A 26,014-nucleotide genomic window follows, 5' to 3' on the forward strand; every position below is an offset into this window, starting at 1 on the left:
CGCTCGGTCTCGATCACCGACCGTCAGCCCAGCAATCTCGCCGCGTGGAGCGCGTGATAGGTGAGGACGCCGGAGCAGCCGGCGCGCTTGAACGCCATCAGCGTCTCGAGCACGACCGCGTCGCGTTCGGCCGCGCCGGCGGCGACCGCGGCCTCGATCATCGCATATTCGCCCGAGACCTGGTAAGCGAAGACAGGAACTTCGAAGCGGGTCTTCACGCGCTGGACGATATCGAGGTACGGCAGGCCGGGCTTGACCATCACGCTGTCCGCCCCTTCCGCAAGGTCGAGCGCGACCTCACGGAGCGCCTCCTCCGCATTGGCGGGATCCATCTGATAGGTCTTCTTGTCGCCCTTGAGCAGCCCGCGGGACCCGACGGCGTCGCGAAACGGGCCGTAGAAGGCGCTGGCGTATTTCGCCGCATAGGCCATGACCTGGACGTTGTGGTGACCGTCGTCCTCCAGCGCGGCGCGGATGCGGCCGATGCGGCCGTCCATCATGTCGGAGGGCGCGATGACGTCCGCGCCCGCCGCCGCCTGGACGCGCGCCTGTTCGATCAGCACGTCGGCGGTGGCATCGTTCCGGACATAGCCGGCCTCGTCGACCAGCCCGTCGTGGCCGTGCGTCGTGTACGGATCGAGCGCGACGTCGGTCAGCACCCCGATGTCCGGCACGGCGTCCTTGAGCGCGCGGATTGCGCGGCACATCAGATTGTCGGGATTGGTCGCCTCGCGCCCGTCGTCGGTGCGGAGCTCGCGCGGGGTGTTCGGGAAAAGCGCTAGGCAGGGGACGCCGGCATCGCGCGCCTCCTTCGCGCGCTCCACCAGATGGTCGATCGACCAGCGCGACACGCCGGGGAGCGAGGCGATCGGCTCCTCGACCTGCCTGCCTTCCGCGATGAACAGCGGCCAGATCAGGTCGGCGGGGGTCAGCACGGTCTCGGCGTGGAGCCGGCGCGACCAGGCGGAGGCGCGGGTTCGTCGCATGCGGAGGGCGGGGAAGCTCGTCATGCGACGCGATGTGCGGCAGCCCCCGAGCGCGCGCAAGCGTTACGGGGACGAAACCGTCCGCAATGCGTTGGAGCGCCATGACCGAGATCAAGTCCGCCGCACTCGTGATCAATGCCAAGTCACGCAAGGGGCAGAAGCTGTTCCGCCGCGCCTGCACACGGCTTGGCGAGCTCCCCTACCCCGTCGACGCGCATGCGGTCGAGGATCCCGACGCGCTGGAGGCGACGGTCAAGCGAGCGCTGGCGAAGAAGCCCGATCTGTTGATCCTGGGCGGGGGCGACGGGACGATGTCCGGGCTGGTCGACCTGATCGTGGGCACCGAGACGATCCTGGGCGTGCTGCCGCTCGGCACCGCCAACAGCTTCGCGCGGACGCTGGGGCTGCCGCTCGATCTCGACGGCGCGATCGACGTGCTGGCGAACGGAAGGCCGAAGCGGATCGACCTCGGCATGATCGACGGCGATTACTTCGCCAATTGCGCCGCCATGGGGATCAGCCCGCAGATCGCCGAGACCGTGCCGCACACCCTCAAGAAGGTGCTGGGGCGCATCGGCTATCTCGGCTGGGCGGCGTATCAATATGTGCGGTTCGAGCCGTTCACGCTGATCGTCGACGACGGGCAGAAGGAGCGGCGGATGAAGGTGGTGGAGGTCCGCATCTCGAACGGGCCGTATCACGGCGGCACGTGGGTGGTCGACGAGGCCTCGCTCACGTCGGGCGAGATCGTCGTCCAGGCGGTACGCGGCCATTACAAGCGCACGCTCGTCAAGAATTGGGGCGCCAGCTTCCTCGGGCTGGAGGCGCGGCACCAGGACACGATCGCGTTCACGGGGCGCGAGCTCAAGATCCGCACCGAGCCGCCGCTGCCGATCTCGATCGACGGCGAGCTGCTGGCGCATACGCCGGTGACGGCGCGGGTGGCGAAGGGTGCGGTCAGGGTAATGGCGCCGATCGAGCCCGCCGGCGGAGCGGCCTAGCGCCCCACCAGCATCGGCGCGCTCGCGGGTCGCGCTCCGGGCGCAACGGCGAACGGCACGTCCTCGTCGACGAAGCCGCGGACCATCGAGCCGGTGGGAAGCTGGGCACTCTTGCCGGTCATGAAGAAGCCCGCGGGCGCGAAGACGATCGCCGAGGTCGCCACCGCCGCGCCGGTCCCCGAGCCGCCCTTGCTGTCGAACGTGCCCGACAGGCGGATCGTGCGGCCGTTGGCGTTGACGGTCAGGACGCGGCCGACCAGCCGCCCCGACTTGCCCCACATCCCCTTGTTGCGGACCTCGGTCAGCTCGCCGACCGCCGGGCTGCCGGCGGGGATCACGACGACGCCGTTGACGCTGACCGCCTCGGCCACTTCCATGCGGACACGGTCGTTGAGATGGGCGGCCTGCTCCCTGGTGGTCAGCCCCTCGATCAGGCGGAGCGAGACGGGCGTGCCGGCGCGCAGGACGTTGGCGGCGGGCTGCTGGAGCAGCACCGCGGACTCGGCCGGCGCGGCGCTTGCGGTAGACGCAAGCAGCAGGGCGGCGACGGCGAAGGTGTAGGTCATGGCGGTTCTCCCCTCAGATCGGCTCCGTGTCAGGAGTCCGGGACGGGGTAGGCCGCGGCCGGATTCGCGTCCGCCGGGGTGAGACCGCGTGGCGACGACGCGCCGAGCGTGCGACGAACGGGGTCAGCCGGCCGGGTGGAGCGTCCCGACGGGCTCGACATCGGCGTGGCTGCGCTCCTCGCAGCCGTGCTCCGCTACGAGCAGCTTCCCGGATCGCCAGGGACCGTAGAGGTAGTAGAGCGCCGCCAGGGTGACGTTCGCCGCCGAACCGATCGGGAAGCTCCACCAGAGCGCGTCCGCCCCTAGCCATGGATGGAGCAGGAACGCCGCGCCGAGCCGGACCGGGAACATCGCGATCGTCAGGATCGCGAGCGGCCCCCACACCGCGCCGTTCGCGCGGACGGTGCCGAACAGCACCATCGTCCCGCCGAACAGGATGAAGCCCCAGGTCGCGAGCAGGTTGACGTGCTGCGCGATCGGCAGCGCGGGGCTGTCGCCGGGCACGAACAGACCGAGAATCGCGCGATCGAAGATCAGGACCAGCGCCACCATCGCGCCGGTCAGCGCGACGTTGGTGACGAGACCGGAGCGCGTGATCCGGCTCACCCGGTCCCACCGCCCCGCCCCAATGTTCTGCGCCGCCATCGCGCTGACCGCCGCGCCGACCGCCATCGCCGGCATCTGGACGTAACCCCACAATTGCTGGGTGATCCCGTAGGCGGCGACGGTGTCGATGCCTTGGCGATTGACCAGCCCGACCATCGCCAGCGCGCTGACCGAGAGCACCAGCATCTGCGCGCCGATCGGCAGCCCCTTGCCGACGATCGTGCGGACGAGCTTGGGCTCGGGGAGGATGTAGCGGAGTTCGGCCCCGCGCAGGCGCAGCGGTAGGTCCTTCGCGCGGGCATAGACCACCAGCGCGGCGAGCGAGACGACGTTGGCGATCAGCGTCGCGGTCGCCGAACCGGCGATGCCGAGCGCCGGAAACGGGCCGATCCCGCGGATCAGGAACGGGTTGAGCCCGGCGTCGAGGATCACCGCCAGCCCCATGAACCACAATGGCGTCACCGAATCGCCCGTGCCGCGCAGCCCCATCGAAGCGAGCACGAACAGCATCGACGCGGGCAGCGCGAGGAAGATCACGCGGAGGTAGGCGAGCGCGAGGTCGAACGCCGCGGGCGGGGTCGCGAGCAGACGCAGGATCTCCGGCGCGAAGATCCAGCCGAGCGTCGCGGTGACGATCGCGGCGATCAGGACGAGGCCGATCGCCGAGCCGAACGCGCGCCGCGCGGCGTCGATGTCCTTCGCGCCCCAGGCCTGGCCGACCATGATCGTCGCCGCCATCCCGAACCCGAACACCGCGCCGAACATCAGGAACATGATGATGTTGGCGTTGGAGGTCGCCGCGAGCGCGCCCTCGCCGAGGAAGCGCCCGACCCAGATCGCGTTGATCGAGCCGTTTAGCGATTGGAGGATGTTCGAGGCCAGCGTGGGAAGGGCGAAAAGGAGAAGCGCGGAGGTGATCGGGCCGGAGGTGAGGTCGCGGCGGGGGCGGGAACCGCTCATACACCGCCCCCCGCGGACATACCCCAACCGAGAAGTACGAATACCGAAACGAGTGGGGTCGCCCAGCGAACTGCGTTGGCCCATGTGCCGTCCTTGCGACACAGGATCGGCAGACCAATCGTGAGGAGCCCGACAACCAACGGGACCCCAAAGTAATAGATCGCCCGAGCGGGCTGCACCTCGGCCGGCGCGTTGAGCGTGTCGGCCAAGTAGACCGCCAGCCACAGCCAAATCGACGCGATCAGCCCGGCGGGAAGAAAGCGGAAGACGCTCCTCACTTAGCCCAACCGTGCCAGCGCAGCCGAAAGGCGCTCGGCTTCGGCGGCCTTGTCTGCGTGGTCGGCGCGAGCCTTTTCGACCGCCTCGGGTTTGGCGCGCTCGACGAAGCTGGGGTTGTTGAGGCGGCCGGCGAGCCCGTCACGCTCCTTTTGAGCGGCCTGTAGAGCCTTGCTGAGGCGCGCCTCAGCCGCTTCAACGTCGATAATGCCGTCGAGCGGGATCACCACGGTCATGCTCTGAAGCGAGAATGTCGTGGAGGCTCCAAGGCCGGGCTGGGGGTGAGCAGACATGCCAATAACCTTGCCGTCCTGCGCGGTGACGAGTGGGCGGTATAGCACCTCAAGCCGCGCCATTTTGCAGACCAGCTTTTGGTTGCGAGCCACCCATTCAAATCCACGATCGTCCTCAAGCAGCGCGAAGGCCTTCAGCGGCAATGTGGGAGGAATCCCGAGTTCAGTTCGGGCGGAGCGAACCTCGCCTACGAGCGCGATCAGCCTTTCCACCTCAGCCGCCGCCTCGGGATCGATCGCCCGCGCGTCCGGCATCGGCCAGTGCGCCACGATCAGGTCGTTCTCCCGCTCGGCGAGCGAATGCCACAGTTCCTCGGTGATGAAGGGCATGAAGGGGTGGAGGACGACCAGGGTCTGGTCGAGCACCCAGCCCGCCACCGCCTTCGTTTCCTCGTCGATCGAGCCCTTGATCAGCTCCAGATACCAGTCGCAGAACTGGCTCCAGACGAACTGGTAGATCGCGTTGGCGGCGGCGTCGAAGCGGTAGTCGGCGAGCGCGAGGTCGACCTCCTGGATCGCGGCGATCGCCTTGCCGACGATCCACTTGTTGACCGCCGAGGTCGCTGGCGGCGGTTCCAGCGTGGTCGCGCCGCCGATGCCGTTCGCCTGGCAGAAGCGCGCGGCGTTCCACAGCTTGGTCGCGAAGTTGCGATAGCCCTCGACCCGCTTCTCATCCATCTTGATGTCGCGGCCCTGGCTCTCCATCGCAGCCATGAAGAAGCGCAGCGCGTCGGCGCCATATTTGTCGATCAGCCCGAGCGGATCGACGGTGTTGCCCTTGGACTTGGACATCTTCGCCCCGTCCGCGGCGCGGACGAGGCCGTGGAGGTAGAGCGTGCGGAACGGCACGTCCTTCATGAATTGGATGCCCTGCATCATCATGCGGGCGTCCCAGAAGAACAGGATGTCGAAGCCGGAGATCAGGACATCGTTGGGGTAGCGGCCTGCGAGCTGAGTGGTGCGGTTTTGTAAACCGCTGCTCGGTTCGCTGGTGGAGCCGATGCCCCCTCCCCCGTTCGTGTCGAGCGAAGTCGAGACACCATGCGGTTCGCTCGCGGCATGTCCCTCGACTTCGCTCGGGACGAACGGAGTAGGTGTGGCGCTTTCGTTCCCCGCCTCTGGCCAGCCCATCGTCGCGAAGGGCCAGAGCGCGGAGGAGAACCAGGTATCGAGGACGTCGGGGTCCTGCGTCAGAGGCACACCCTCGCCGGCCTGCGCCTGGGCCTCGGCTTCAGTGAGCGCGACATAATGCTTGCCGTCCGGCCCAAACCACGCCGGAATCCGGTGCCCCCACCACAGTTGCCGCGAGACGCACCACGGCTGGATGTTCTCCATCCAGTTGAAGAAGGTCTTCTCCCACGTCTTCGGCACGATCCGGATCGCACCGCTCCGCACCGCCTCGATCGCGGGCTGGGCCAGCGTCTTGGCGTCGACGTACCATTGATCGGTCAGCCACGGCTCGATCACCACGCCCGAGCGGTCGCCGTAGGGGGTCTGGATCGTGCGGGGCTCGGCATCGTGCTCCACGCCGTCCTTGTCGAGGTGCGGGATCAGCGCGCCGTCCGCCTTGAGCCGCGCGACGACCGCGCGGCGGGCGTCGAAGCGGTCGAGGCCGAGCAGGTCGGCGGGGATCAGCCCGTCGGCGACCTGGGCCACGCGAGCCTGCGCATCGAACATGTTGAGCATGTCGCGCGCCTCGATCCCGGCCCGCCTGCCGACCTCGAAATCGTTGAAGTCGTGCCCCGGCGTGATCTTGACCGCGCCCGAGCCGAGTTCGGGATCGGCATGCCCGTCGGCGACGATCGGGATGAGCCGGCCGGTGATCGGCAGTCGCACCCGCTTGCCGACCAGCGCGGTGTAGCGCGAGTCGGTCGGGTGGACCGCCACCGCCATGTCGGCGAGCATCGTCTCGGGCCGCGTCGTTGCGACCTCGATGAAGCCGCTGCCATCCTCCAGCGGATAGCGGAGCCGCCAGAAGCTGCCCTTCACTTCGCGCGTCTCGACCTCGAGGTCGCTGATCGCGGTGCCGAGGCCGGGGTCCCAGTTCACCAGCCGCTTGTCGCGGTACAGCAGCCCTTCGCGGTGGAGATCGACGAACACCTTGAGGACGGCCTTCGAGAAGCCTTCGTCCATCGTGAAGCGCTCGTTCGCCCAGTCCATCGAGCAGCCGAGGCGGCGGAGCTGGCGGGTGATCTCGCCGCCGCTCTCGGCCTTCCACTCCCAGACCTTGGCGACGAACTCCTCGCGCGTAAAGTCGGTGCGCTTCTGCTGCTTGAGCGCCATCTGCCGCTCGACCACCATCTGGGTCGCGATCCCGGCGTGATCGGTGCCGACCACCCACAGCGCGTCCTTGCCCTTTAGTCGCGCATGACGAACGAGGATGTCCTGGAGCGTGTTGTCAAGCGCATGGCCGATGTGGAGCGAGCCGGTGACGTTGGGCGGCGGGTTGACGATCGTCCACGGCTCCGCACCGGGGCGCTCGGGGTGGAACAGGCCGTTCTCCTCCCAATGCGCGTACCAGCGCGATTCGATCGTGGCGGGGTCGAAGGTCTTGGCGAGCTCGGTCATGCGCTGCGCCTTAGCGGCGCGCCGACCGGATTGTCACGCCGGAGCGGCGAGGATCAGCGCAGCCCGCCGGTCAGCTTCGCGATCTCGCGCGCGACGATGCGCTCGACCATCTGCGGCAGGTTGGCGTCGATCCATTCGCGAAGCATCGGCCGGAGCATTTCGCGGACCAGGCCTTCCAGCGTCCCGTCGCTCTCGGGCTCGGGCTTGACGAGCAGGCGGGAGAGCGCGTCGAGCGCCGAACGGGTCGCGTCGGCGGTGCCGCGCGACAGGATCGACTCGGGCGCGGGATGCGAGGCGGGGATCGCCGTCGCGCGGACCGGAGGCTCCGGCACCGGCTCGCTCAGTTCGAGCACCTCGTCGTCGTCCTCGTAATCGACCTGCGGTGGCGGCGCGGGCACGGCGCGGGGCGGGGGACGCTTCGCGCGCGGCTGGGGATCGGCCTCTTCCGAGATGATCCGCTTGATCGAGGACAGGATGTCTTCCATCGACGGCTCCGCGCTCACGTCCCCCATCCCGCGATCTCCGGCCGGCCGCCCCCCTTCCACAACAGAAAAGATCAGCGGTTCGGCGCGTTCTCACCTGTGGTCAGCGGCGCGGTCCTGTCAACCGCGCTCTTCAGCTCGGGGTCGAGCGGTCGGGTGACGACGGCGTCCTGCGCCGCGGTACCCCGGGTCGACGGCGCGACCGCCTGCGGCGCGGGATCGGTCGCGAAATCGGAGAAGCGGCCGCGCACGCGCGTGAAGTTGGCGACCGGATCGTAGAGCGCGCCGCCCTCCAGATTCAGGTCACGGGCCTCCGCCTCGCCCATCGCCGCCAGCAGCGCGAAGCCCGCGACGTAAGCGTCACGCCGGGCGGTGACGAGCGTCACCTGGCTGTTCAGCAGCTCCTGCTCGGCGTTGAGGATGTCGAGGATGGTGCGGTTGCCGACGCTGTTCTCCGCGCGCACCCCCTCCAGCGACAGCCGGTTGGCGCTGACCGCCTGCTCGGACGACTGGATCACGAGCTGCGACGACGTCCAGATCGCATAGGCCGAACGGGTGTTGGCGATCACCTGCCGCTCGGTCTCGGTCACCTGCTCGATCGCCTGGCTGCGCAGCGCCTGCGCCTGGCGGATCTGCGCCGCGGGCCGGCCGCCCTGGAACAGCGGCAGCGTCAGGTTGAGCCCGAGCCCGCCGGACGCGCCCGACTGGCCGACCCCGCTGACCCCGGCGACGCTGCTGCCGGCGCCGAGCGTGCCGAGGTAGTTGTTGTAGTTGACGCCGACGGTCACGCCGACCTGCGGCAGCCGCGCGGCCTGGGCGACGCGGATGTCGTAGGCAGTGGCGTCGCGGCTCTTGAGCGCGGCGAGGAGCGTCGGGTTGTTCTGGAGCGCGACCTCGACCGCGGCGTCCGCCGTGGTGGGCAGGCCGGGCAGCGGCGGCGGCGCGTCCAGCGCGCCGGGGGCGTCGCCGACCAGCCGCACGTAATTCTCGCGGCTGGCGATCAGGTTCGCCTGCGCGGTCTGGAGCTGGGCGCGGGCGAGGCTCAGCCGCGCCTCGGACTGGGCGACGTCGGTGCGGGTCAGGTCGCCGACCTGGAACCGATCCTGGCTCGCGCGCAGGTTGGTCTCGAGCACGCGGACGTTCTGGGTGTTGAGCCCGACGATCGCCTCGTCGCGGATCACGTCGTTATAGGCGGCGACGACATCGGTGAAGAGGGACGCCTCGGTCCCCCGCAGGCCCGCCCTCCCCGCCTCGACGCGGGTCTCCGCCGCGCGGACCGAGTTGCGGACCGCGCCGCCGTTGAAGACCGGCAGGGTGACGCCGAGCTGCGAGGTAAGGCTGCGCTCTGGGTTGCTGAACGAATTGCCCGTGTTGACCGGATTCTCGCTCAGCCCGCCCGTCGCCTGGACCGAGGGGCGGCCCGCGGCGCGCGCGATCGGGACGTTTTCGTCGGTCGCGCGCTGACCGGCGCGGCTGCCCGTGATCGTCGGGTTGGTCTGATACGCCTTGAGCAGCGCCTCGCGCAGCGTCCCCGCCGACGCGGGCACGGCGAGAAGCGCGGCGGCCGTCGCGAGCAGAAGCGCCGTCCGCACGATCAGAACTTGAACCGGGCGGGCTTGGCGAAGCCGGGAAGGATCGCCGAGGCGACATCGGCGAAATGGGTCAACCCCAGCCCGCCCGCGGACCGCACGCCCGAGGCGAGCCGGGTCACGCCCCGATCGACGATGCCGCCGACGATCCGGCCGTTGACCGCGACCTGCGACCACAGCCCTTCGGGAAGGGTTTCGACCGCGCCGTCGATGAACAGGACGTCGTAGGGCGCCTTTTCGGCATGCCCCTCCGGCAGCGGCCCCTCGACCACCGTCACCCGGCCCTCGCCGGTGAGGGCCGCGCGGGCGTGTGCCGCAAGTGCTGGGTCCACCTCGACCGCCACCACCTCGGCGACGATCCGGGCGAGCACGGCGGCGGCGTAACCGCCGGCGGCGCCGATCAGCAGCACGCGGTCGCTCGCGCGCAGGTATGCCTCGGTCAGCAGCTTGCCGGTCGCCATCGGCAGGTTCGCCTCGCGCCCGCGACCGAGCGGGGCGAGCTGATCGCGATAGGCGAGTTCGGGGGCGACGCCGGGCAGGAACCGCTCACGCGGGACCTCCGCCATCGCCGCGACCACGCGCGGGTCGCCGACCCCGGTGGTGCGGAGCTGGCTGGCGACCATGGCGATGCGGAGCGCGGCAGTGTCGACGGCGTGGGATCGAGCGGGAGCGGTCATGACGGGAACCTGTCGCACAACTGTTTTAGCTTAGCAACACACAAGGCTGCCGCGGGCGCTTGTATCGTGCGCTTTTCGCTCCGCCAAGCGCCCGATCGACCACGGCGCGCGCCTTGACACGCCTTCCGGCCCCCGCCATGGCCCGCGTCCCGCACGTCGAGGCGCGATGGCGGAGTGGTGACGCAGAGGACTGCAAATCCTTGCACCCGGGTTCGATTCCCGGTCGCGCCTCCAGCGGCTTCGCGCCGTTGACTCGCCTGTTCAAGGCGTCTGGGTGGCGTGTTTCGGCCAAACTCAGATCAAGGTCGGGAACAGGTCCGCATGCCTGCTGTTTGATCATGACACGATCTGGCAGGAAACGGCGATGAGAACTCCGGACTTCTTGGCTTCGCTCAACTTAGGGACGCTGGTGATCGTCCTTGTGGTGGTCGGCGCGGCCCTGGCCTTCTTCTTGAGGAAGCGGCGCAATCGCCACCCGCTCGAGGGCCGGCAGGAGCGCAACATCGCGCAAGACCTCGACGCCGGACGTGCGGCTCCGCCCGAGACGCCGCGGCAATAACCTGCGGGGCGCGGGCCACTCCAGGCCTACAGGCAGCATCAATTTGACGGCGGACCTTCCGGTCCGGATCGCTCCGCGAGGCGAGTGATCTCGGTCAGGCGCCGTACGCTCGCCTCGTCGCCGCCGTTCCGCAGCGCGCCGATCCGCTCGGCCGCATAGGCGAGCGGATCGAGACCCGTCATCCTGGCGATGGCGTTCGCCAGTTCGACCGCGCTCATCGGACTATCCATCGTGCCCCACCCCAATTCCGCACGCCCCGTCGGCGTGCCCCATCGCTCCCCATCTCCCGGCATGGAAGCGCCCATAGCTAAGCGTAACTGCACACGAAATCGGGCCAACCGAGCCTTGCCCATCACCCTTTTCGGAACGACCCCGTAACAGGGGATTGTGACAGGTCGGCGGCCTCGCGCTAACGTCTTGTGAACCTCCTGTACGCTAGTCGCAACGGCGTTCTTGCGAGGCATTCCCGTGCGGTTCGAGATCGTCGACTTTGCGGACCGCCCCGCTGCGGCCTGGGACGCGCTCGGCGCCGAGGCGGACAACGTCTTCTACGAACGCTGGGCGGCGGAGGCGGCGATGGCCTTGCCCGAAGCGGCGGGAGCAAGTCTGTTGCTGGCGTGGGACCAGGTAACGCTCGCCGGACTGCTGCCGTTGCAGCGACGCACCCTCGCTGGTGTCACCGCGACGACGCAGAACTGGGATCAGCGGGTGCGCGCCCTGGGTCAGCCGCTGATCCGGCGAGGAGCCGAGCGGGCCTTCTGGGCGGGCGCGCTGCCCCACCTCGACCGGCACGCCGCCGGCGCGTTCCTGCGGCTGTCCACGCTGCCGGCGGACTCGCGGGCGACGGAAGCGCTCACCGCGTTGCTGGACGAAGGCGGGCGGCCGTATACGGTGACGCGGCGCTACGTGCGCGCGGTGCTCGAGGGCGGCGCGTCGAGTGCGGACCATGCGAAGCAGCATGTGCGCGCCAAGGTGCTGAAAGAGCACCGCCGGCTGCGGGCGCGGCTGGCGGACAGGGGCGCGCTCCTGTTCGACCGGCTGCCGGCCGGCGCCGACGCCGGCTCGTGGATCGACGCGCTGTTCGCGCTGGAGCTGACCGGCTGGAAGGGACGCGACGGCGTCGCCGCCGCCGCCGACCCCGCGGTCGAGGCGGCGTTCCGGGCGATGCTGACACAGGCGCACGCCCGCGGGCGGCTCGACGTCCACCGGATGACGGTGGCGGGCCGGCCGATCGCGATGCTCGCCTGCATCGAGGGACCGGGCGACACCGCGGTCCAGCTCAAGATCGCCTTCGACGAGGCGTGGTCGCAATTCTCGCCGGGCGTGCTGGTGGAGATGGAGTATCTTCGTCACGCGCTTGACGAGCGCCGCCTGGCACTGGTCGACAGCTGCGCGCGCGCCGGGCACCCGATGATCGACCGGATCTGGCCCGCGCGGCGCGAGATCGTGTCGCTCGCGATCCCGTTCGATCGCTGGTCGTCGCGGGTCGCGGTCGCGGCGCAGGCGGCCGCCAGACGCTGGCGCAGCAGACACAAGGACGCCGCATGACGCATCACGCCTCCCCCGCCGTCGAGGACTGGCTGCCCGCGGCCGAGAATGCCGAGTTCGCCGGCGCCTATCCCGGCCACGCGGCAGCGGTGCGGCACCGGCTGCAGCACCATCCGCTCTTCGCGCGGGAGGCGCTGGCGCGGCTAGCCGGGCGGCTGCCCGAAAGCCATGTCGAGCATAGCCGCGGGGACCTGGCGGTCAGCCAGGACCCCGATGCGATCCCGCGCGCGGCGCTGGACCCGGCCGAGATCGTGCGGACGATCGCCACCAATCGCTGCTGGATGGTGCTCAAGAAGGTCGACGCCGATCCGGCCTATGCCGCGCTGATCGACCAATGCCTCGCCGAGATCGCGGGCGTGGTCGAGCCGGCGACGGGCGCGTACCTGCGGCGCGAGGCGTTCATCTTCATCTCGGCGCCAGGGTCGGTGACGCCCTTCCACATGGACCCCGAGCACAACATCCTGCTCCAGATCGCAGGGAGCAAGACGATGCAGGTCTATCCCGCCGGCGACGACACGATCGTGCCGCAGGAGGTCCACGAGGCGTTCCACCGCGGCGGACGCCACCGCAACATGGCCCACTCGCCCGATTTCGACGCCAAGGCGCGCGACTTCGCGATGGGTCCGGGCGACGCGGTCTATGTCCCGGTGAAAGCGCCGCACTGGGTACAGAACGGGCCGGAGCCGTCGATCTCCTTCTCGATCACCTGGCGATCGCGGCTGTCGGACGCCGAGGCGCGGGTCCACCGCGTCAATGCGGGCCTGCGCAAGGTGGGCCTGACGCCGAGCGTGGTCGGCGAGGATCCCAAGGTGGATGCAGCGAAGGTCGCGCTCCACAAGGCGGGGAAGCGCGCGACCGGACTGGTCAAGCGGGCGCTGGGCAAGGGGCGCGACCGATCGGCCTATTGAGCCGCGCCCGCCCGGCTCAAAGCACGAGGACGTCCGCGAACGCCGCCTGGTCGGGGACGGACACGACGACGGTCAGGTCGGCGCTGCCGTCCCCATCGATGTCGAGCAGGACATCGCGATGGTCGGTCGGCGCGATCACCAGTTCTCCCGCCGCGCCCGTGAAGCGCTCCACGACGTGGAAGGCTTGGTCGCCGGCCACGTTGGGATCTGCGTCGATCGCCGAGACGTCGATGCGATCGCCATCGCCGACGAAGAAGTCCGGCAGCCTCGCGCTGCCGCCGTCGGCGAACACGAACGTGTCCGCGCCGCGTCCGCCGTAGAGATCGTCCTGCTGCCCGCGGCCGGACGCGATCAGCACGTCGTCGAAGGCGCTGCCGCGCAGCCCCGAGATCGTGTCGGCGAGCGTATCGAAGCCGGCGGCGCCCGTATCCTCGGCGACGTCCGTCTCGGCCAGGCTGACCGTCACGCCCCCCGCCGCATGCTCGTAGCTGGCGATGCCGCGCGCCAACGTGTCGTTGCCGAGCCCCCCTTCGAGCAGCGTCTGCTCGGCGCGTCCGGTCAGCCGATTGTCGGCGTCGTTGCCCGTGATCGACAGCGCGAAGAAGGCGGTGGCGTCGATCGCGTCGTGGCCGACGAGCACGACATGCCCGGGATAGCTGCCGTTCAGCTGATCGGCGTAGCCGACGGACGCGATCACCGTATCCTCGACACTCGCGTCCAGCACGCGGTCGCCCGCCTGATCGAACAGGACGCTATCGGCGCCCTCGCCACCGTAATAGGTGTCCGCGCCCCGCCCGCCGTCGAGCACATCGTCGCCGCCCCGCCCATGGATCAGGTCGTCGCCGTCCGTCACGCGGGTGCCGCCGTAACCCGGGGAGCCGGGGGCGATCCGGTCCGCCGCGTCGGTGCCGATGACGAGGCCGGGTGCGATATCTCGGAATGCGACGACGCCGTCGGCGAACCGCACGCTTTCGATGTCGGTGATGCGGACGATGTCCTCGCGGTTCTCATCCGATTCGTACAACCGGGAGAGGTAATATTGCCCCGAGGGATCGATGTGCGCCGTCCACTCGGCGCGCGCGCTGTCGAGCACGACCTGGTCACGGCCCTCACCGCCGTCGATCGTGGCAAGGAAGTCGTACCCGGGATATTCAGTCGGGATCGTCACCACGAATTTGTCACGTCCCGCGCCGCCTTCGGCGACGTCCCGCCCGCCGCCCAGGCCGATCCAGTCGTTGCCATCGCCGCCGAAAAGCCGGTCGGCGAACTGGCTGCCGTAAATTCGGTCGTCCCCCGCGCCGCCATACATCTCGTACGCGCCGCCGATGATCACGCCATTGTGTCCGCGCACACCCGCCGGATCGATCCGGAGCCCGCGCCCGTCGATCACGTCATCGCCCGCCCCGGCGTCGATCGAGCGCCCGAGCAGCGGCGCGGGGACCAGCGCGCCTAGCGTCACCCGATCGTCGCCGCCGCCGAGCAGCAGCGCGCCGATCCACTCGAACCCGGAGATCGCGCCCTTGCCGAGCGCGACGACGCCGCCGCCCGGCAGCCGCGAAAAGTCGAGCACCAGATCGCCGTTGTAGCCGCGCGTGTCGAGTTCGAGCGTGTCGGTGCCCTCGCCGCCGATCAGCGTGTCGTTCCAGCCGCCCGCGACGATGTCGTCCCCGGCGCCGCCATCCACCAGATCGGCGTCGCGGTCGCTGCCGCCGCTCGCCGCGAACTCGCCGTCGATGACGAGGTTGGCGGAGAGCAAGTCGTTCCCCTCGCCGCCGCGCAGGGTGTCGCGTCCGCCAAGCCCGAATAGCCGGTCGTCGCCGCCATATCCGTCGAGCCGATCGACCCCGTCCGTGCCCGCTTGGCCGTCGTCCCCGCCCGTACCCTTGTAGCGCATCCGAACCCCTCCCGTCCGGCCGCCCCCAGCCGAAAAACTGTGGCAAGTCAATGCCGAGCGCGCGCAATCGCGTTCGTGCGCGAGGGCGGCCGCGCGCCGCCCGCTAATCGTTTCGACTAACCGACTAATCGGATCGTTGAGCGCGGTCGCGCGCACGACGCGGCATGATCCTGCCGAACACCACGCGGCATCCGGCCGCGCTGCAACGGGAGCACGCGATCATGAACGCCATCACCAGCAATCCGTTCGGAGCGCAGTTCGGCGCGGCGCGGAGCACATTGCCGACGGGAACGCTCGCCGGGCAGATCGCCAGGGGCATTGTCGCCAGCTACGTCCGGGCGCTTGGTGCCGGACCGTTCGCGCAGGCGATGCTGCCGAAGACGGTGCAGATCCAGGGCGTGCGGCTGCCGCAGGGAGGCGGACGGGAACCCGTGGAAACGGCGCAGTGGACCGCCACGCTGTCGGGCGGCGGCAAGGGCGCGATCGACCTGGGCGACGGCTACACGCTCGACCTCAACGAGACCAATTCCGAGATCACGATCCACAACGCGACCACCGGCGAGACCACGCAGATCTGGGGCGACCCGCACGTCAACGTCGACGGTCAGCACGCCTTCGATTTCTGGGGCACGACGACCTTCCAGCTCGAGAACGGCACCAAGATCACGATCGATACCGAGCAGTTCGCCGGCAATCCCGACATGTACGTCGCCAGCGGGCTGACGATCACCAAAGGCAACCAGGCGATCGAGGTGAAGGGGATCAGCCAGAACCAGCTCGGGGACCTCTCGATCACCCAATCGAACGACGGCCGCCGGCTCGACGACCGGACCCGCGACGGCTTCGTGCTGAAGGAGAACGCCTCCGGATCCGGCTGGCGTTCGCAGTGGACGGGCCAGGTCGCGACGCAGGCGGACCTCGACGCGACCAAGCCCGGGCGGGCCTATGGCCCGGGGAGCGGCACGGCGAGTCTGGGCGAGATCAAGGAGCTGCTGTCGAGCTTCCTGATGCTGGGGGTCGTGAGCGCGATGATCAACAACGGCGGCGAGCAGATCGGCCGCCGCTAAGCGCGTGGGCCGAAGAACAGGTCGAGCTGACGGCGCGCGTTGACCGCGAGATCGAACTCGCGCTCGACGTGCGCCCGACCCCGCCTCGCCATCGCCAGCGCGGCTTCCGGATCGCCGCGGACCCGGATCAGCGCGCGTCCCAGCGCCGCCGGATCGGCCTGTGCGACGAGCAGGCCCGTTTCGCCATCCTCGATTAACTCGGGGATGCCCGAGATCGCGGTGGCGATCGCGGGACGCTGGTAGGCGAGCGCCTCGATCATGACGTTGGGGATGCCCTCCTGGCGGCCGCTGGGTCCGATCACCGACGGGGCGACGCAGACGCTGGCTCGCTGATAGGCTGCCGCGACCTCCTCGAAGGGCCTTGCGCCGTGGAAGGTGACCCGGCGCGCGAGGCCGAGCGAGGTCGCCAGCTCCGTGAGCGCGTCGGCGCTGGGGCCTTGGCCGATCACGTCGAGGCGCCAGTCGCCGAGCCGGTCTTCGATCTGTGCGAGCGCGGTCAGCAGGTGCTCGACCCCCTTCTTGGGCTCGAGCGCGCCGACGTAGAGGATGCGGAAGGGATCGGTTGCCGGGACCGTCTCGACCGGGGCGATCCGCGAGACGGCGACGCTCGAATGGATGACGTGGAGCTCGCGCAGGGCCATGCCCGCGACCCGCTGTCGCAAGAACTCCGCGCCGAAGTCGCTGACGGTGCGGACCGCCCTCGCCTCGCCGAGCTTCTCCGTCAGCAGCGCCTGGGTCCGGAAGATGTCGTGGGCGCGGCAGCTGACCGAATAGGGCAGCCCCACTGCCCGCGCGCCGAGCCAGGCGGCCGTGGCAGGATGCCCGGCGAACTCTGCATGGACGTGGGTGCAGCCTCGCCGCCGCGCATCCTCCGCGATGGCGAGCGCCTTGGGAACGATCGCGAACGACTTGGCCAGGATCTTGGGGTGCCGGACATAGGCCGCCGTCATGCGCGCGAGCGCGGCGACCAGTGCCGGACGGCGAAGCGCGCGCGCGACGGGCGCCGGCTGGACGAAGCCGATCTCGCGGACCCACTCGCGCGTCGGCTGGGCGAAGGCGTGGAGCGGCTGATCGCGGCGGAGCGGCGCGAGGGGATAGAGCACGACCTCGCACCCCATCTCATGAAAGGCGATCAGGTCGCGGTAGATGAAGGTCTCGGTCGATTTCGGATATTCGGTGACGATGACGGCCAGCTTCACTGGACCGCCCCACCCGCTCTAAGCCGCCCGCACTGGATCGCCATCGCGAGGATCAGCCACAGATAGCGCAGGTCCTTGTGCGGCATGAAGACGCAGCCGACGAGCAGCGCGACGAGGGCGATCAGCACGGCGAAGGCGAGGCGGCGGAGTTTGTCCCCTTCACCGTTCGTGCCGAGCGTAGTCGCGGCATCGTCCTTGATCTGTCCCTCGACTTCGCTCGGGACGAACGGCAGAGGCTGCATCGCCCGGCGAAGCGCCAAGAAGCAATGCGTCAGCAGTAGCGCGAAGATCGCGAACCCGACCAGGCCGTATTCGGTCGCCGTATCGAGATAGGTGTTGTGGAGCTCGCGCGGGAACAGGATGCGGCCGGGCAGATAACGGTATTCGTAGAGCATGTAATGGAGCGGGAAGTTGCCCGGGCCGACCCCCCAGATCGGGGACTGACCGATCAGGTCGACCCCGATCCTTAGATAGGTGATGCGGCGGAACAGCGTCTGGTCCTTGCCGAAGTCGCCGATCGCGGCGAACCGCTCCCATAGCGTGGCGGGCGCGAGGAACAGGCCGGCCACGGCGATCACACCGGCCGCGACGAGGATCAGCGGGAACGCCCTGTGGTGGCGCAGCGACAGCAGGACGACGCCTGTACCCGCGCCGAAGCCGAGGATCGCCGAGCGCGCGGACATGAAGACCAGCGCCACCGTGCCGACCGCGACCGCGCCGACCAGCGCGGCTCGCCAGCGCCTCTCTCCCGCGAACAGGAGCCCGAGCGCGAGCGCGGCCCCCGTCATCAGGCATTGCGCGGCGGTCGTGGGGTTCTGGTCCGACGCGCCGGCCGAGCGCGCGACGCCGTCGAAATCGGCGGTGACCGCGGCGGGCGCGGTCGAGAAGATGCGCGTGCCCGTCTTGTGTTCGACGAGGACCACCAGCGACGCGACGACTCCGGCGGCGATCATGGACCAGGCGATGGCATGGAGATGCCAAGGGCGGTCGGCGAGGACGAGGAGGCAAAGCGCCGGGCCGACCGCCGTCGCGAACTTGACCAAATAGTGGACGCCTTCGGTCTTGTGATCGCTGAGCGTCCAGCAGAACACCGCCCAGGCGGCGAGCAGCAGGATCAGCCGCGCGCCGTCGCCGCCGACCGCGTGGGGGCGTTCGGCGGCGGGGGCAAGCAGGACGAGCAGCGTCGCTGCCGGGATGGCGGCGATCAGGAGCGAGAGGAGCGTGACGGGCGACGGACCCGAGAGCCGATTCGACAGCGCGTCGGCCTGTGCGAAGAAGGCGAAGCCGCAGAGCGCAGCGACGCCGAGCAGCCGCGCCGCGGCCCCGTCGGCGATGCGGGTTCGCGGGTGCGCGCTATGCGCCGAGAGGGACGACATGGACCGCTCGACCTGCGAAGACGGCGAGGCGACGCGCCTCGGCGTCGAGCCCGTCCGCCTCGTCGTCAGCGATGGCGACGACCACCGCGCCGTCACGATGGGCCAGGATCGCGCCTTCGCCGAACGCGCCGCCCGCGTAGATCAGCGGCTTGCCCTCGGCGCGTGGGAGCGCGCGGACGCCGCCCGACCAGTCGATCGTGACGACGGCGCGGTCGTGCGCGGAGAGATAGTCGTGGAGCAATTGATACAGCCGCTGCGCGCCCGCGGCGTCGCCGGTCGCGCCGACGGTCAGCGGGGCGTCGGTATAGAGCGCGGGGCCGAGCCAGTCGGCGACCTGCGCGCCGATCCCGCGGACCTCGCGCGCGTCGTAGCGGCGGCCCGACCGGGGCGACGGGAGGAGGTAGCCGAAGACGGGATCGGTGTGGGTGGCAGGAGCTGGTTCGGGCGCGAGTTCGGTCGCGCCGAGTTCGAGGATCTCGACGTGCGACTCGATTGCCTCCGGTGCGGTCACCAGAAGCGCGTTCGCAGCCTGATCATCGGCGCTTCCCCGGCGAAGGCCGGGGCCGGGTAGCGGTTCAGCCCGAGACTGGGCTCCGGCCGTCGGGGGGGATGCGCTCTCCTCGGGCGTCGGGGGAGCGCTGGTGGGCTCGGGCACCGAGCCCGGGGCCATCTCGCGGGCTAGAGCGAGGGACCCGGTGGTAGCGTAGGCCGGGGTGACGACCGGGCGCGGCATCTCGACCACGTTGGCCAAGTCGGCGGGTAGGAAGTCGCTCCAGCGGCGGCGGGGATGGGGCGCGTCGGCGGGCGGGCGGACCGGCGCGGCCGCGGGGTCCGGTACGGGCGCGGGCTGCGGCTGCGGCTCGCCGACGGCCTCCTCGACCAACTCCTCCTCGTCGAGCTCCCTCGCGGGCGCCGGGCCGAGGATCAGCAGCGCGCACGCGGCCAGCGCGCAGCCGGCGACGAAGCCGAGCGCGAGGTTGAGGAGCGTCTTCGGGCTGGAACGGGTCAGCGGCGGGATCGCGCGCTCGATCAGCTGGATGCGCGGAGCGTTGGCGAGGTTCTCGGTCTGGGTGAAGCCGACGCGCTCGGTCAGCGCGGCGACTTCGGCGCGGAGCTGGTTCGCGCGGTCGTCGAGCGACTTGATCGTGTCCTCGTGGCGGCCGAGGCCGGCGATCTGCGCGGTGAGCTGCGCGACCCGCCCCTCGCGGATCGCGATCCCGCGGGCGAGCCCCGCGGCTTTCGGCCCTTCGACCGCCAGCGTCTGGTCGATCGCGACCTGCGCGGTCGACATCTTCCCGCTCGCCTGGCGCCGAAGCCCCGCGACCTGGCTCTGGCTCGCCTGGAGTTGGGCGCGGTCGCTGGTGAGCTGCGACTGCTCGGTGACCTGGGCGGCGAGCAGCGCCTGCTTCTGCTGGTCGACGTCGACGACGCCGGCCGACTGCTTCATGTCGCGCGAGCGGCGCAGCGTCGCGTCGAGCTCGGCCTGCTTGTCGGCGAGACGCGCTTCGAGGCTACCGGCAAGTGCGGTGTTGCTCTTGCTGCTCATCTGTTCGGCACGGCTGACGATCGCGTCGGCGAGCGCGTTCGCGAACCAGGCGGCGGCCTTGGGGTCATCCCACGACACCGTCAGCTTCATCAGATACGTGCCCTCGACGGTTTCGATCGTTGTGTATTTGATGACGCCGTCGACCAGATTGTCGCGCAGCGGCTGCACGGGGGCGGCGCCGTAATTGAGCTCCGAATAGAGCGCACGCGGCGAGAAGCCCGGCGCGGGCGTATTCGCCTTGGTCCACTGCTCGACCGATTGGCCGGCGGCCTTCGCCTGCTCGGCGATCCACCGATCGACGATCGGCGCGACAACGGGCCGGGTGTGCGCGAACTCGGCATAGGTGCCGAGCAGCGTCGAGCCACCGTCGAAGGTGGTGCCGCGCACGAAGCGGCTGGCGTAGCCCAACTCCTCGCTAGTGGGGACGATGTTGAGCCGCGACGAGGCCTCGAAGGTCGGCTTGGTCGCCATATAGGCGGTGACCGCCGATGCGCCGACGAGGCCCAGCACGATCAGCGCCACCACCAGCCGCCAGCGCGACAGGACGATGCGGGCGTACTCCGCGCCCAAGGTGTTGGGCCACGTCATTGGCTGAGCGAGATCGCCGTGCCGAGCGTGACGCCATTGAAGCCGATGATCTGGCGGATCTGGCGCGACTTGTCGGCATCGCGCGCGATCGCGGTCGGCGGCACGATCAGGATCGAGAAGGGCGACAGGAAGCCGATCGGGGTGCGGCCGCCGCGCAGCGTATCCTCCAGGTCGATCATCCGCGCGACCATGTGATCGCCGTCGGGCTGAAGCAGGACGACACGGCGCATGTCGGCGTCGCGCGTGCCGCCGCCGGCGCGGGCGAGGCCCTCGAACACGGTCGTGCCCTCACGCCACGGGAAGTTGCCCGGCTTCGCCACCTCGCCCATGATGAAGACCTCGGGCAGCGGCGGCGGGCGATTGTAGGCGACGACCTGGACGGACACGTCGGGCTTGTCGAGCTTGGCGCGGTAGAGCTGGTTGAGGCGAGCCTGGAGATCGACGGCGCTGACACCGACCGCCTGGATCGGCGGCAGCATCGGCGGGCTGATCTGGCCGTTGAGCTGGATGCGCTGGTCGCCGCCGAGCAGCGGATAATAAGGAAAGCTCAGCCGGATGACGTCGTTGGGGTGGAAATCCCCTTCGAGCGCGAGGTGCGCCTCGAGCTTGGCGTTGACCTCGCGCGCGAAGTCGTTGCCCGCGGTCTCCAGCGGGATCGAAGGCGACGGCGCATACTTCACCGGCCCGGCGCAGGCGGCGGCGGCGAGCGCGATTGCGGAGACGGCGGGCTTCAGGGTGCGCATGATTCGGACCGGCTGGGGGAAGGCCATGATCCAAACGCCTACAGCGGCGCTGTAACTTTAGTCTTAAGCCGCCGTTGACCGCGCCCCCCGCGCGACGCGGGTGACGAGCGCTTCGAACGCGGCGGTGGAGGCGGCGACGGTGTAGCGGGCCGCGGTGGCGAAGGCGGGCGTAGTGACCCGGTCGCGGGAGGGGTCGCGGGCGATGCGGGCGATGGCATCGGCGAGCGCGCGCGGGTCCTCGGGTGGAACGAGCCAGCCGGTCACGTCGTCGTCGATCAGCGCTTCGGGCCCGGGCGTGCGCGTGGCGAGGACCGGAAGTCCCGCCGCCATCGCCTCGACGACCACGTTGCCGAAACCCTCGCGGCGGGAGGAGAGGACGAACAGGTCGGCCTCCGCCATCGCGGGACGGAGGTCGCCGTAGCCGTGGAGGCGCACTCGCTCGGTGAGGCCGGCAGCGGCAATGCGGGCGCGGAGGTCGGATTCGAGAGGACCGTCGCCGTGGATGTGCGCTTCGAACGCGATGTCTGGGACGAGCGCGAGCGCGTCGATCAGCGTGTCGAAGCCCTTGGCGGGAACGAGGCGGCCTGCGGCAAGGATGCGGACCTGAGCCCCTCTCTGGCCAAGGCCGGGGCCTGGGAACGGCGCATCTCGAGACTGGGCTCCGGCGTTCGCCCGGAAGGCGGCTGGTGGCTGATCGAGATCCACGACGGGATTGGGGACGATCACGGTTGCGATCTGCGTTGCGAGCACTCGCTCGAGCTCGCGCGCGATCGCCTGGGTCGGCGCCGCGACGGCGTCGGCGCGGGAGTAGTAACGGCGCATCGCGAGACAGCGGAGGGTGCGGAGCTTCGCTTCGGCGAGATAGGCTTCCGGAGAAGTGTGCTCGGACACGATCCGTCGGGTGGACGTGCGCGACCGCATCAGCGCGAGGTTGACCGCATTGGTGGCGCTATAGGCGACGTCGACCCGGTGCTCGGCGAGCGCGCGCCCGATCGCCGCCGGCAGCAGCGCCGCACGCGCGCCGCCGAGCGCCACCGGCGCGACGTCGGCGGGCAGCAGATCGAGGAAGGCGCCGTCGACCTGCTTGAGGAACAGCAGTGGCGTGAAGCGCGTGCGGTCGAGTGCGCCGAGCCAGTTGACGACGCAGCGCTCCGCCCCGCCCGGCCGCAGGTGCGGGAGGACGAAGGCGATCCTGATCACGCGCGGCCGAGCCGCTTCGCCACCGCTCGCGCCAGCGTCGCGCGGAGCTTGAGCACCTCGGGAACCCGCATCGCCAACGCAGCGCCGATATAGACCAGGACGACGATCGCGCCGAGCGTGAACAGCCGCGCCAGCTTGAGCGGGACCTGTGCGAACGGGCCGACGTTCGCCATGAACAGCCACGCGGAGCCGGCGGCCAGCCCGCCGCAAAAGGCGATGCGTGCGACGTCGCGCCCGAATCCGGGAAAGCCGATGTCGTCGAACCGGCGACGCGCGACGATATGGGTCAGCACCGCGGTGGCGAAGGTCGACGCCGCCGCACCCCAGGCGATCCCCGGCGCGCCCGCGATCGACGCGCCCGCCCAGATCGCCAGCGCGCGCATCGTCAGGCCGCCGACGGCGATGATCGTCAGATCCTTGAGGCAGGATTTGCGCGGGTCGGCGTAGATCGCGCTGGTGATCGCGGTCATAGGGGCCAGCGCGACCTGCGCCAGCGCATAGCCCTGGCACGCGCCCGCGGCGAGCGCGATGCTCTCCTCGCCGAACGCGCCACGGCCGAACAGGATGTGGACGATCACGTCCGCGCCCATCATCATCCCGATCGAGACCGGAACCTGCGCGAAGATGACCATGCGCTGGTAACGCGCGAGGACGTGGGGGTCTCGCACCCGCGCCTGCATCTCGCGGATCAGCTCGGGTAGCATCACCGTCGACAGGCTCGACATCAGCAGGCCGGGGATCAGCGTGACGAGCCGCGAGCCGTACTCGAGCGCGGCGACCCCGCCTTCCGGCACCATCGACGCGGCGGCGAAATCGAGCAGGCTGGTCAGCTGGAGATAGATGTTGAGCACCACCGCCGCCGCCACGCCGCCGCCGACGCTGGGGACGTCGCTCTCGGCGTCGCGCGGCTCGGAGGGGTGGCCCCGGCGGAGCAGCTCGCCGGGATGGCGGCGGATGATCGACCAGGAGCCCGCGACCAGGATCGCGAAGCCGACGACGCCGGCGACGAGCATTGTCCACGCGCCCGCCACGATGCCGAGCGGCGGAACCGCGACCGCCAGCACCGCGATGAGCATGCCGCGCTGGATCAGGTTGTTGCCTTCGCTCACCCAATAGCGACGGTTCGCCTGGAGCACCGCGACCAGCATCGAGCCGACCACCGACAGTGGCAGCAGCGGCATCATGATCGCCATCATCGTCGCGGTGAGATCGTGGCGCAGGCCGTGAAAGCCCGGCGCGAACAGCGTCACTAACAACGACGGGATCAGCATCCCGACCGCGGTCAGCGCCACGAAGCCGCCGACGAAGACGTACATCCGGCGCGGCAGTCCGTGGATCGAGAGCGCGCCGCCACGATCGGTCCGCGCGACGACGCTCGGCATCAGCACCTGGACCACGAGCTTGCGGATCATGTCGGCAAAGCCGACCGTCGTCCGGCGCGCGAGGAAGAAGGCGTCGAGCTGCGCGCCGGCGCCGAAGCGGCCGGCGAGCAGGACCGAGACGAGGAAGCTCAGGAGAAAGTCGATCCCGCGGATCGCCGCGACCATCAGCGTCGATCGGAACAACCCCCGGCTCGCACGCGCCGTCCCCGCCGGCGCGGCCGTCGCCATCAGGTCCGACCCGCGTCGGCGAAGAGGCCGAGCGTGCCTTCATAGGGGCGCATGAAGGTCCAGCGGGTCCGGAACAGGTAAAGGTGGATCACCTCGGTTCCCGCCTCGCGGTAATGGAAGCGCTTGTGGATCTGGTACGACGGGCGGTTCACCCGGTCGATCACCCCGAACTGGCGCACGACGCCGCGTCGCCGAGCGTAGGCGAGCGTGAAACGGAACATGTTGAGCGCGGCGTTGGACTTGCGGCGGTCGGGGTCGAGAAGCCAGCAATAATGGTACACTTCACCCGGTGCGACGCGGTAGAATTCGCGGCTTTCGCGGTCGTGGTGATCGGTGAACGAGACCCAGAGACAGCCGAACGCGCCCTCGCCGTCGGAGACGAAGCTGCCGACCTTGCCGGCGGCCAGCATCCGCTCGAAATCGGCGCGGCGGCGGGCGAGCCAGGGACCGAGCGGCGGGACCGGCTGGCCCGGCTCGACGATCTGATATGACAGCCCATCGCTGGGGACGAACTCGCGGCCGGTGCCGCCGCCCCATTCGTGGCGATACTCCATGATCACGCTGCTCGACCGCCGATAGATGTGATCCTCGAACACCTTCTTCGCGGTGGCGGCGAGCCCGCGTTCACGGGCGCGGTGGACCCATCGGCCGAGCACCGCCGCCGTCACGCCGCCGCGCTCCGCCGCCGCTTCCAGCCGCGGTAGGCCTCCCGCGCCGAGAACAGCACGGCGTGACTGACCGGCTTCACCGCGACGACCTGCATCGGCAGCAACACGCGCTTGTGCGGCGCGAAGCTCGCCTTGAAGCGCGCGCGGTTCGCCTCGCCTTCGTCCCGGGGATCGGCGAGCGGAACGCCGGCCAGGTCGTAGCCGGTGCAGCCGAGCGCGCGAGCTTGCCGCATCGCCGCCCATAGCAGCGGCGCCGAGCGCGGCACCGACGGCTCGTCGTCGAGCGTCGCCATCGACAGCCAGATCGCCTCGTCGGCCTGGCGCACGAAGGCGTGCGTCCCGACCGCGCGACCCTCCTTTTCGGCGAGCAGTATCGCCCCTCCGAGCGCGGCGATCAGCCGCACCTGACCGGCAGCGTCGGGCAAGCCGGCCATGTCGTAATCCGGTCGCGCGGCACGGAAGGCATCGAGGAGGCGCTGACAGGCGGCGACGTCGGCGTCGGTCTCGACAAGGCGCAGCGTCACGCCCGCCTTCTCGGCGGCGCGGATCTGCCGTCGCGCGCTCTGGCGAAAGCCGGCGAGGATCGCCTCCTCCGGCTTGTCGAGCCAAACGATGCCGGTGGCGCGGTGGAGCGGTTGCCGCGCCTCGTCGAGCGGAGTGAACGCCTGGCTTCGCAGCGCCTCGGCGACGACGGGCAGATCGCGACCGCGGATCCGCGGCGCGAGCTGGAGCGAACAGCAGCCCGCCTCGCCGAGCGTCTCGATCATGCCCGGAAGTGCCAGCCCGAGGTCATGGGCGCGGTGAACGATCGGGCCGCGCTGCACGGTGGCGAGCCAGCGCCCCGGCGACAGCATCGTTCGCCGGACGATGGCGGCGACGAGCGGGCGCTCGCCGCGATCGGCGGCATAGAGGAGGAAGTCGTGACGGCCGGCGCGTGGAGCCACCTCCGCCCAGGCGCGCGACTGCTGATAGGACGCATAGGGGCTGGTCGCGAGGAAGCGGTCGATCGCGGGCGCGCGCGCGTCGGAAAGATCCAGGAGATGATGGGTCAGGCTCACCGATCTCCGCCCTTCGCCGCCCTTTCGTTCACGCATTCTTTGCCGT

Annotated in this window: 22 protein-coding genes and 1 tRNA gene; 6 read left to right on the forward strand and 17 right to left on the reverse strand. The window is 70.1% G+C overall.

Annotated features, from left to right (window positions below; all coding sequences use genetic code 11):
- Nucleotides 1-23: 23 nt before the first annotated feature.
- The gene (gene hemB / locus AC4GYY_RS04875; RefSeq protein WP_491119090.1) at nucleotides 24-1,010 is read right to left on the reverse strand and encodes a porphobilinogen synthase; all 987 of its coding nucleotides are present in this window, start codon (nucleotides 1,008-1,010) and stop codon (nucleotides 24-26) included.
- Nucleotides 1,011-1,087: 77 nt separating this feature from the next.
- Between hemB and AC4GYY_RS04880 the strand changes: the two genes are divergently transcribed.
- Nucleotides 1,088-1,987, forward strand: a complete 900-nt coding sequence (locus AC4GYY_RS04880) for a diacylglycerol/lipid kinase family protein (protein ID WP_491119091.1) — start codon at nucleotides 1,088-1,090, stop codon at nucleotides 1,985-1,987.
- Here AC4GYY_RS04880 and AC4GYY_RS04885 read toward each other — a convergent pair.
- The 6 genes from AC4GYY_RS04885 to AC4GYY_RS04910 form a co-directional block, all read right to left on the reverse strand.
- Complete coding sequence (locus AC4GYY_RS04885; RefSeq protein WP_491119092.1) at nucleotides 1,984-2,553, reverse strand: hypothetical protein; 570 nt, start codon at nucleotides 2,551-2,553, stop codon at nucleotides 1,984-1,986. The genes AC4GYY_RS04880 and AC4GYY_RS04885 overlap by 4 nt on opposite strands.
- Nucleotides 2,554-2,676: 123 nt before the next feature.
- Nucleotides 2,677-4,119, reverse strand: a complete 1,443-nt coding sequence (locus AC4GYY_RS04890; protein WP_491119093.1) for an MATE family efflux transporter — start codon at nucleotides 4,117-4,119, stop codon at nucleotides 2,677-2,679.
- A 278-nt stretch (nucleotides 4,120-4,397) separates the two neighbouring features.
- Nucleotides 4,398-7,256, reverse strand: a complete 2,859-nt coding sequence (locus AC4GYY_RS04895; protein ID WP_491119094.1) for a valine--tRNA ligase — start codon at nucleotides 7,254-7,256, stop codon at nucleotides 4,398-4,400.
- A gap of 53 nt (nucleotides 7,257-7,309) precedes the next feature.
- A complete protein-coding gene (locus AC4GYY_RS04900; protein WP_491119095.1) occupies nucleotides 7,310-7,741 on the reverse strand; it encodes a DUF2497 domain-containing protein in 432 nt (143 codons plus the stop codon).
- 71 nt (nucleotides 7,742-7,812) lie between these two features.
- Nucleotides 7,813-9,330 (reverse strand): TolC family outer membrane protein, encoded by a 1,518-nt coding sequence (locus tag AC4GYY_RS04905; protein WP_491119096.1) that lies wholly within the window; start codon nucleotides 9,328-9,330, stop codon nucleotides 7,813-7,815.
- Nucleotides 9,331-9,332: 2 nt separating this feature from the next.
- The gene (locus tag AC4GYY_RS04910) at nucleotides 9,333-10,004 is read right to left on the reverse strand and encodes a protein-L-isoaspartate O-methyltransferase family protein (RefSeq protein WP_491119097.1); all 672 of its coding nucleotides are present in this window, start codon (nucleotides 10,002-10,004) and stop codon (nucleotides 9,333-9,335) included.
- A gap of 160 nt (nucleotides 10,005-10,164) precedes the next feature.
- On the opposite strand from AC4GYY_RS04910, the gene AC4GYY_RS04915 reads away from it, so the two are divergent.
- Both AC4GYY_RS04915 and AC4GYY_RS04920 read left to right on the forward strand, forming a co-directional pair.
- Nucleotides 10,165-10,238 (forward strand) — tRNA-Cys (locus AC4GYY_RS04915).
- 40 nt (nucleotides 10,239-10,278) lie between these two features.
- Nucleotides 10,279-10,563, forward strand: a complete 285-nt coding sequence (locus AC4GYY_RS04920; protein ID WP_491119098.1) for a hypothetical protein — start codon at nucleotides 10,279-10,281, stop codon at nucleotides 10,561-10,563.
- Between the two features lie 38 nt (nucleotides 10,564-10,601).
- Here the strand turns inward: AC4GYY_RS04920 and AC4GYY_RS04925 are convergent, their stop codons facing one another.
- Nucleotides 10,602-10,781 carry a hypothetical protein gene (locus AC4GYY_RS04925; protein WP_491119099.1) on the reverse strand — a complete coding sequence of 60 codons (180 nt, stop codon included), beginning with the start codon at nucleotides 10,779-10,781 and terminating at the stop codon, nucleotides 10,602-10,604.
- Nucleotides 10,782-11,031: 250 nt separating this feature from the next.
- Here AC4GYY_RS04925 and AC4GYY_RS04930 point away from each other — a divergent pair, with 250 nt between their 5' ends.
- Nucleotides 11,032-12,111 carry a GNAT family N-acetyltransferase gene (locus AC4GYY_RS04930; RefSeq protein ID WP_491119100.1) on the forward strand — a complete coding sequence of 360 codons (1,080 nt, stop codon included), beginning with the start codon at nucleotides 11,032-11,034 and terminating at the stop codon, nucleotides 12,109-12,111.
- Nucleotides 12,108-13,019, forward strand: coding sequence for a JmjC domain-containing protein (locus AC4GYY_RS04935; protein ID WP_491119101.1), 912 nt, complete (start codon nucleotides 12,108-12,110; stop codon nucleotides 13,017-13,019). Before AC4GYY_RS04930 ends, AC4GYY_RS04935 begins: the two co-directional genes overlap by 4 nt.
- A gap of 16 nt (nucleotides 13,020-13,035) precedes the next feature.
- Here AC4GYY_RS04935 and AC4GYY_RS04940 read toward each other — a convergent pair whose 3' ends face one another.
- Nucleotides 13,036-14,913 carry a calcium-binding protein gene (locus AC4GYY_RS04940; protein WP_491119102.1) on the reverse strand — a complete coding sequence of 626 codons (1,878 nt, stop codon included), beginning with the start codon at nucleotides 14,911-14,913 and terminating at the stop codon, nucleotides 13,036-13,038.
- 221 nt (nucleotides 14,914-15,134) lie between these two features.
- On the opposite strand from AC4GYY_RS04940, the gene AC4GYY_RS04945 reads away from it, so the two are divergent.
- Nucleotides 15,135-15,980: a DUF1521 domain-containing protein gene (locus AC4GYY_RS04945; RefSeq protein ID WP_491119103.1), complete on the forward strand. Its 846-nt coding sequence runs from the start codon at nucleotides 15,135-15,137 to the stop codon at nucleotides 15,978-15,980.
- Here the strand turns inward: AC4GYY_RS04945 and AC4GYY_RS04950 are convergent.
- From AC4GYY_RS04950 to AC4GYY_RS04985, 8 genes are all read right to left on the reverse strand, one after another.
- Nucleotides 15,977-17,179: a glycosyltransferase family 4 protein gene (locus AC4GYY_RS04950; RefSeq protein WP_491119104.1), complete on the reverse strand. Its 1,203-nt coding sequence runs from the start codon at nucleotides 17,177-17,179 to the stop codon at nucleotides 15,977-15,979. The genes AC4GYY_RS04945 and AC4GYY_RS04950 overlap by 4 nt on opposite strands.
- On the reverse strand, nucleotides 17,176-18,555 hold the full coding sequence (locus AC4GYY_RS04955; RefSeq protein WP_491119105.1) for an O-antigen ligase family protein: 1,380 nt from the start codon (nucleotides 18,553-18,555) through the stop codon (nucleotides 17,176-17,178). The genes AC4GYY_RS04950 and AC4GYY_RS04955 overlap by 4 nt, the downstream gene beginning before the upstream one ends.
- Nucleotides 18,533-20,689 carry a GumC domain-containing protein gene (locus AC4GYY_RS04960; protein ID WP_491119106.1) on the reverse strand — a complete coding sequence of 719 codons (2,157 nt, stop codon included), beginning with the start codon at nucleotides 20,687-20,689 and terminating at the stop codon, nucleotides 18,533-18,535. Before AC4GYY_RS04960 ends, AC4GYY_RS04955 begins: the two co-directional genes overlap by 23 nt.
- Nucleotides 20,686-21,432, reverse strand: coding sequence for a polysaccharide biosynthesis/export family protein (locus tag AC4GYY_RS04965; RefSeq protein ID WP_491119107.1), 747 nt, complete (start codon nucleotides 21,430-21,432; stop codon nucleotides 20,686-20,688). The genes AC4GYY_RS04960 and AC4GYY_RS04965 overlap by 4 nt, the downstream gene beginning before the upstream one ends.
- Nucleotides 21,433-21,495: 63 nt before the next feature.
- A complete protein-coding gene (locus AC4GYY_RS04970; RefSeq protein WP_491119108.1) occupies nucleotides 21,496-22,632 on the reverse strand; it encodes a glycosyltransferase in 1,137 nt (378 codons plus the stop codon).
- Nucleotides 22,629-24,242, reverse strand: coding sequence for a murein biosynthesis integral membrane protein MurJ (murJ, locus tag AC4GYY_RS04975; protein ID WP_491119109.1), 1,614 nt, complete (start codon nucleotides 24,240-24,242; stop codon nucleotides 22,629-22,631). Before murJ ends, AC4GYY_RS04970 begins: the two co-directional genes overlap by 4 nt.
- Entirely contained in the window at nucleotides 24,242-24,910 is a 669-nt protein-coding gene (locus AC4GYY_RS04980) for a hypothetical protein (protein ID WP_491119110.1), read from the reverse strand. The genes murJ and AC4GYY_RS04980 overlap by 1 nt, the downstream gene beginning before the upstream one ends.
- Nucleotides 24,907-26,004: a lipid II:glycine glycyltransferase FemX gene (locus tag AC4GYY_RS04985; RefSeq protein ID WP_491119111.1), complete on the reverse strand. Its 1,098-nt coding sequence runs from the start codon at nucleotides 26,002-26,004 to the stop codon at nucleotides 24,907-24,909. The genes AC4GYY_RS04980 and AC4GYY_RS04985 overlap by 4 nt, the downstream gene beginning before the upstream one ends.
- Nucleotides 26,005-26,014 lie beyond the last annotated feature (10 nt).

Source organism: Sphingomonas sp. SP6, assembly GCF_058313435.1.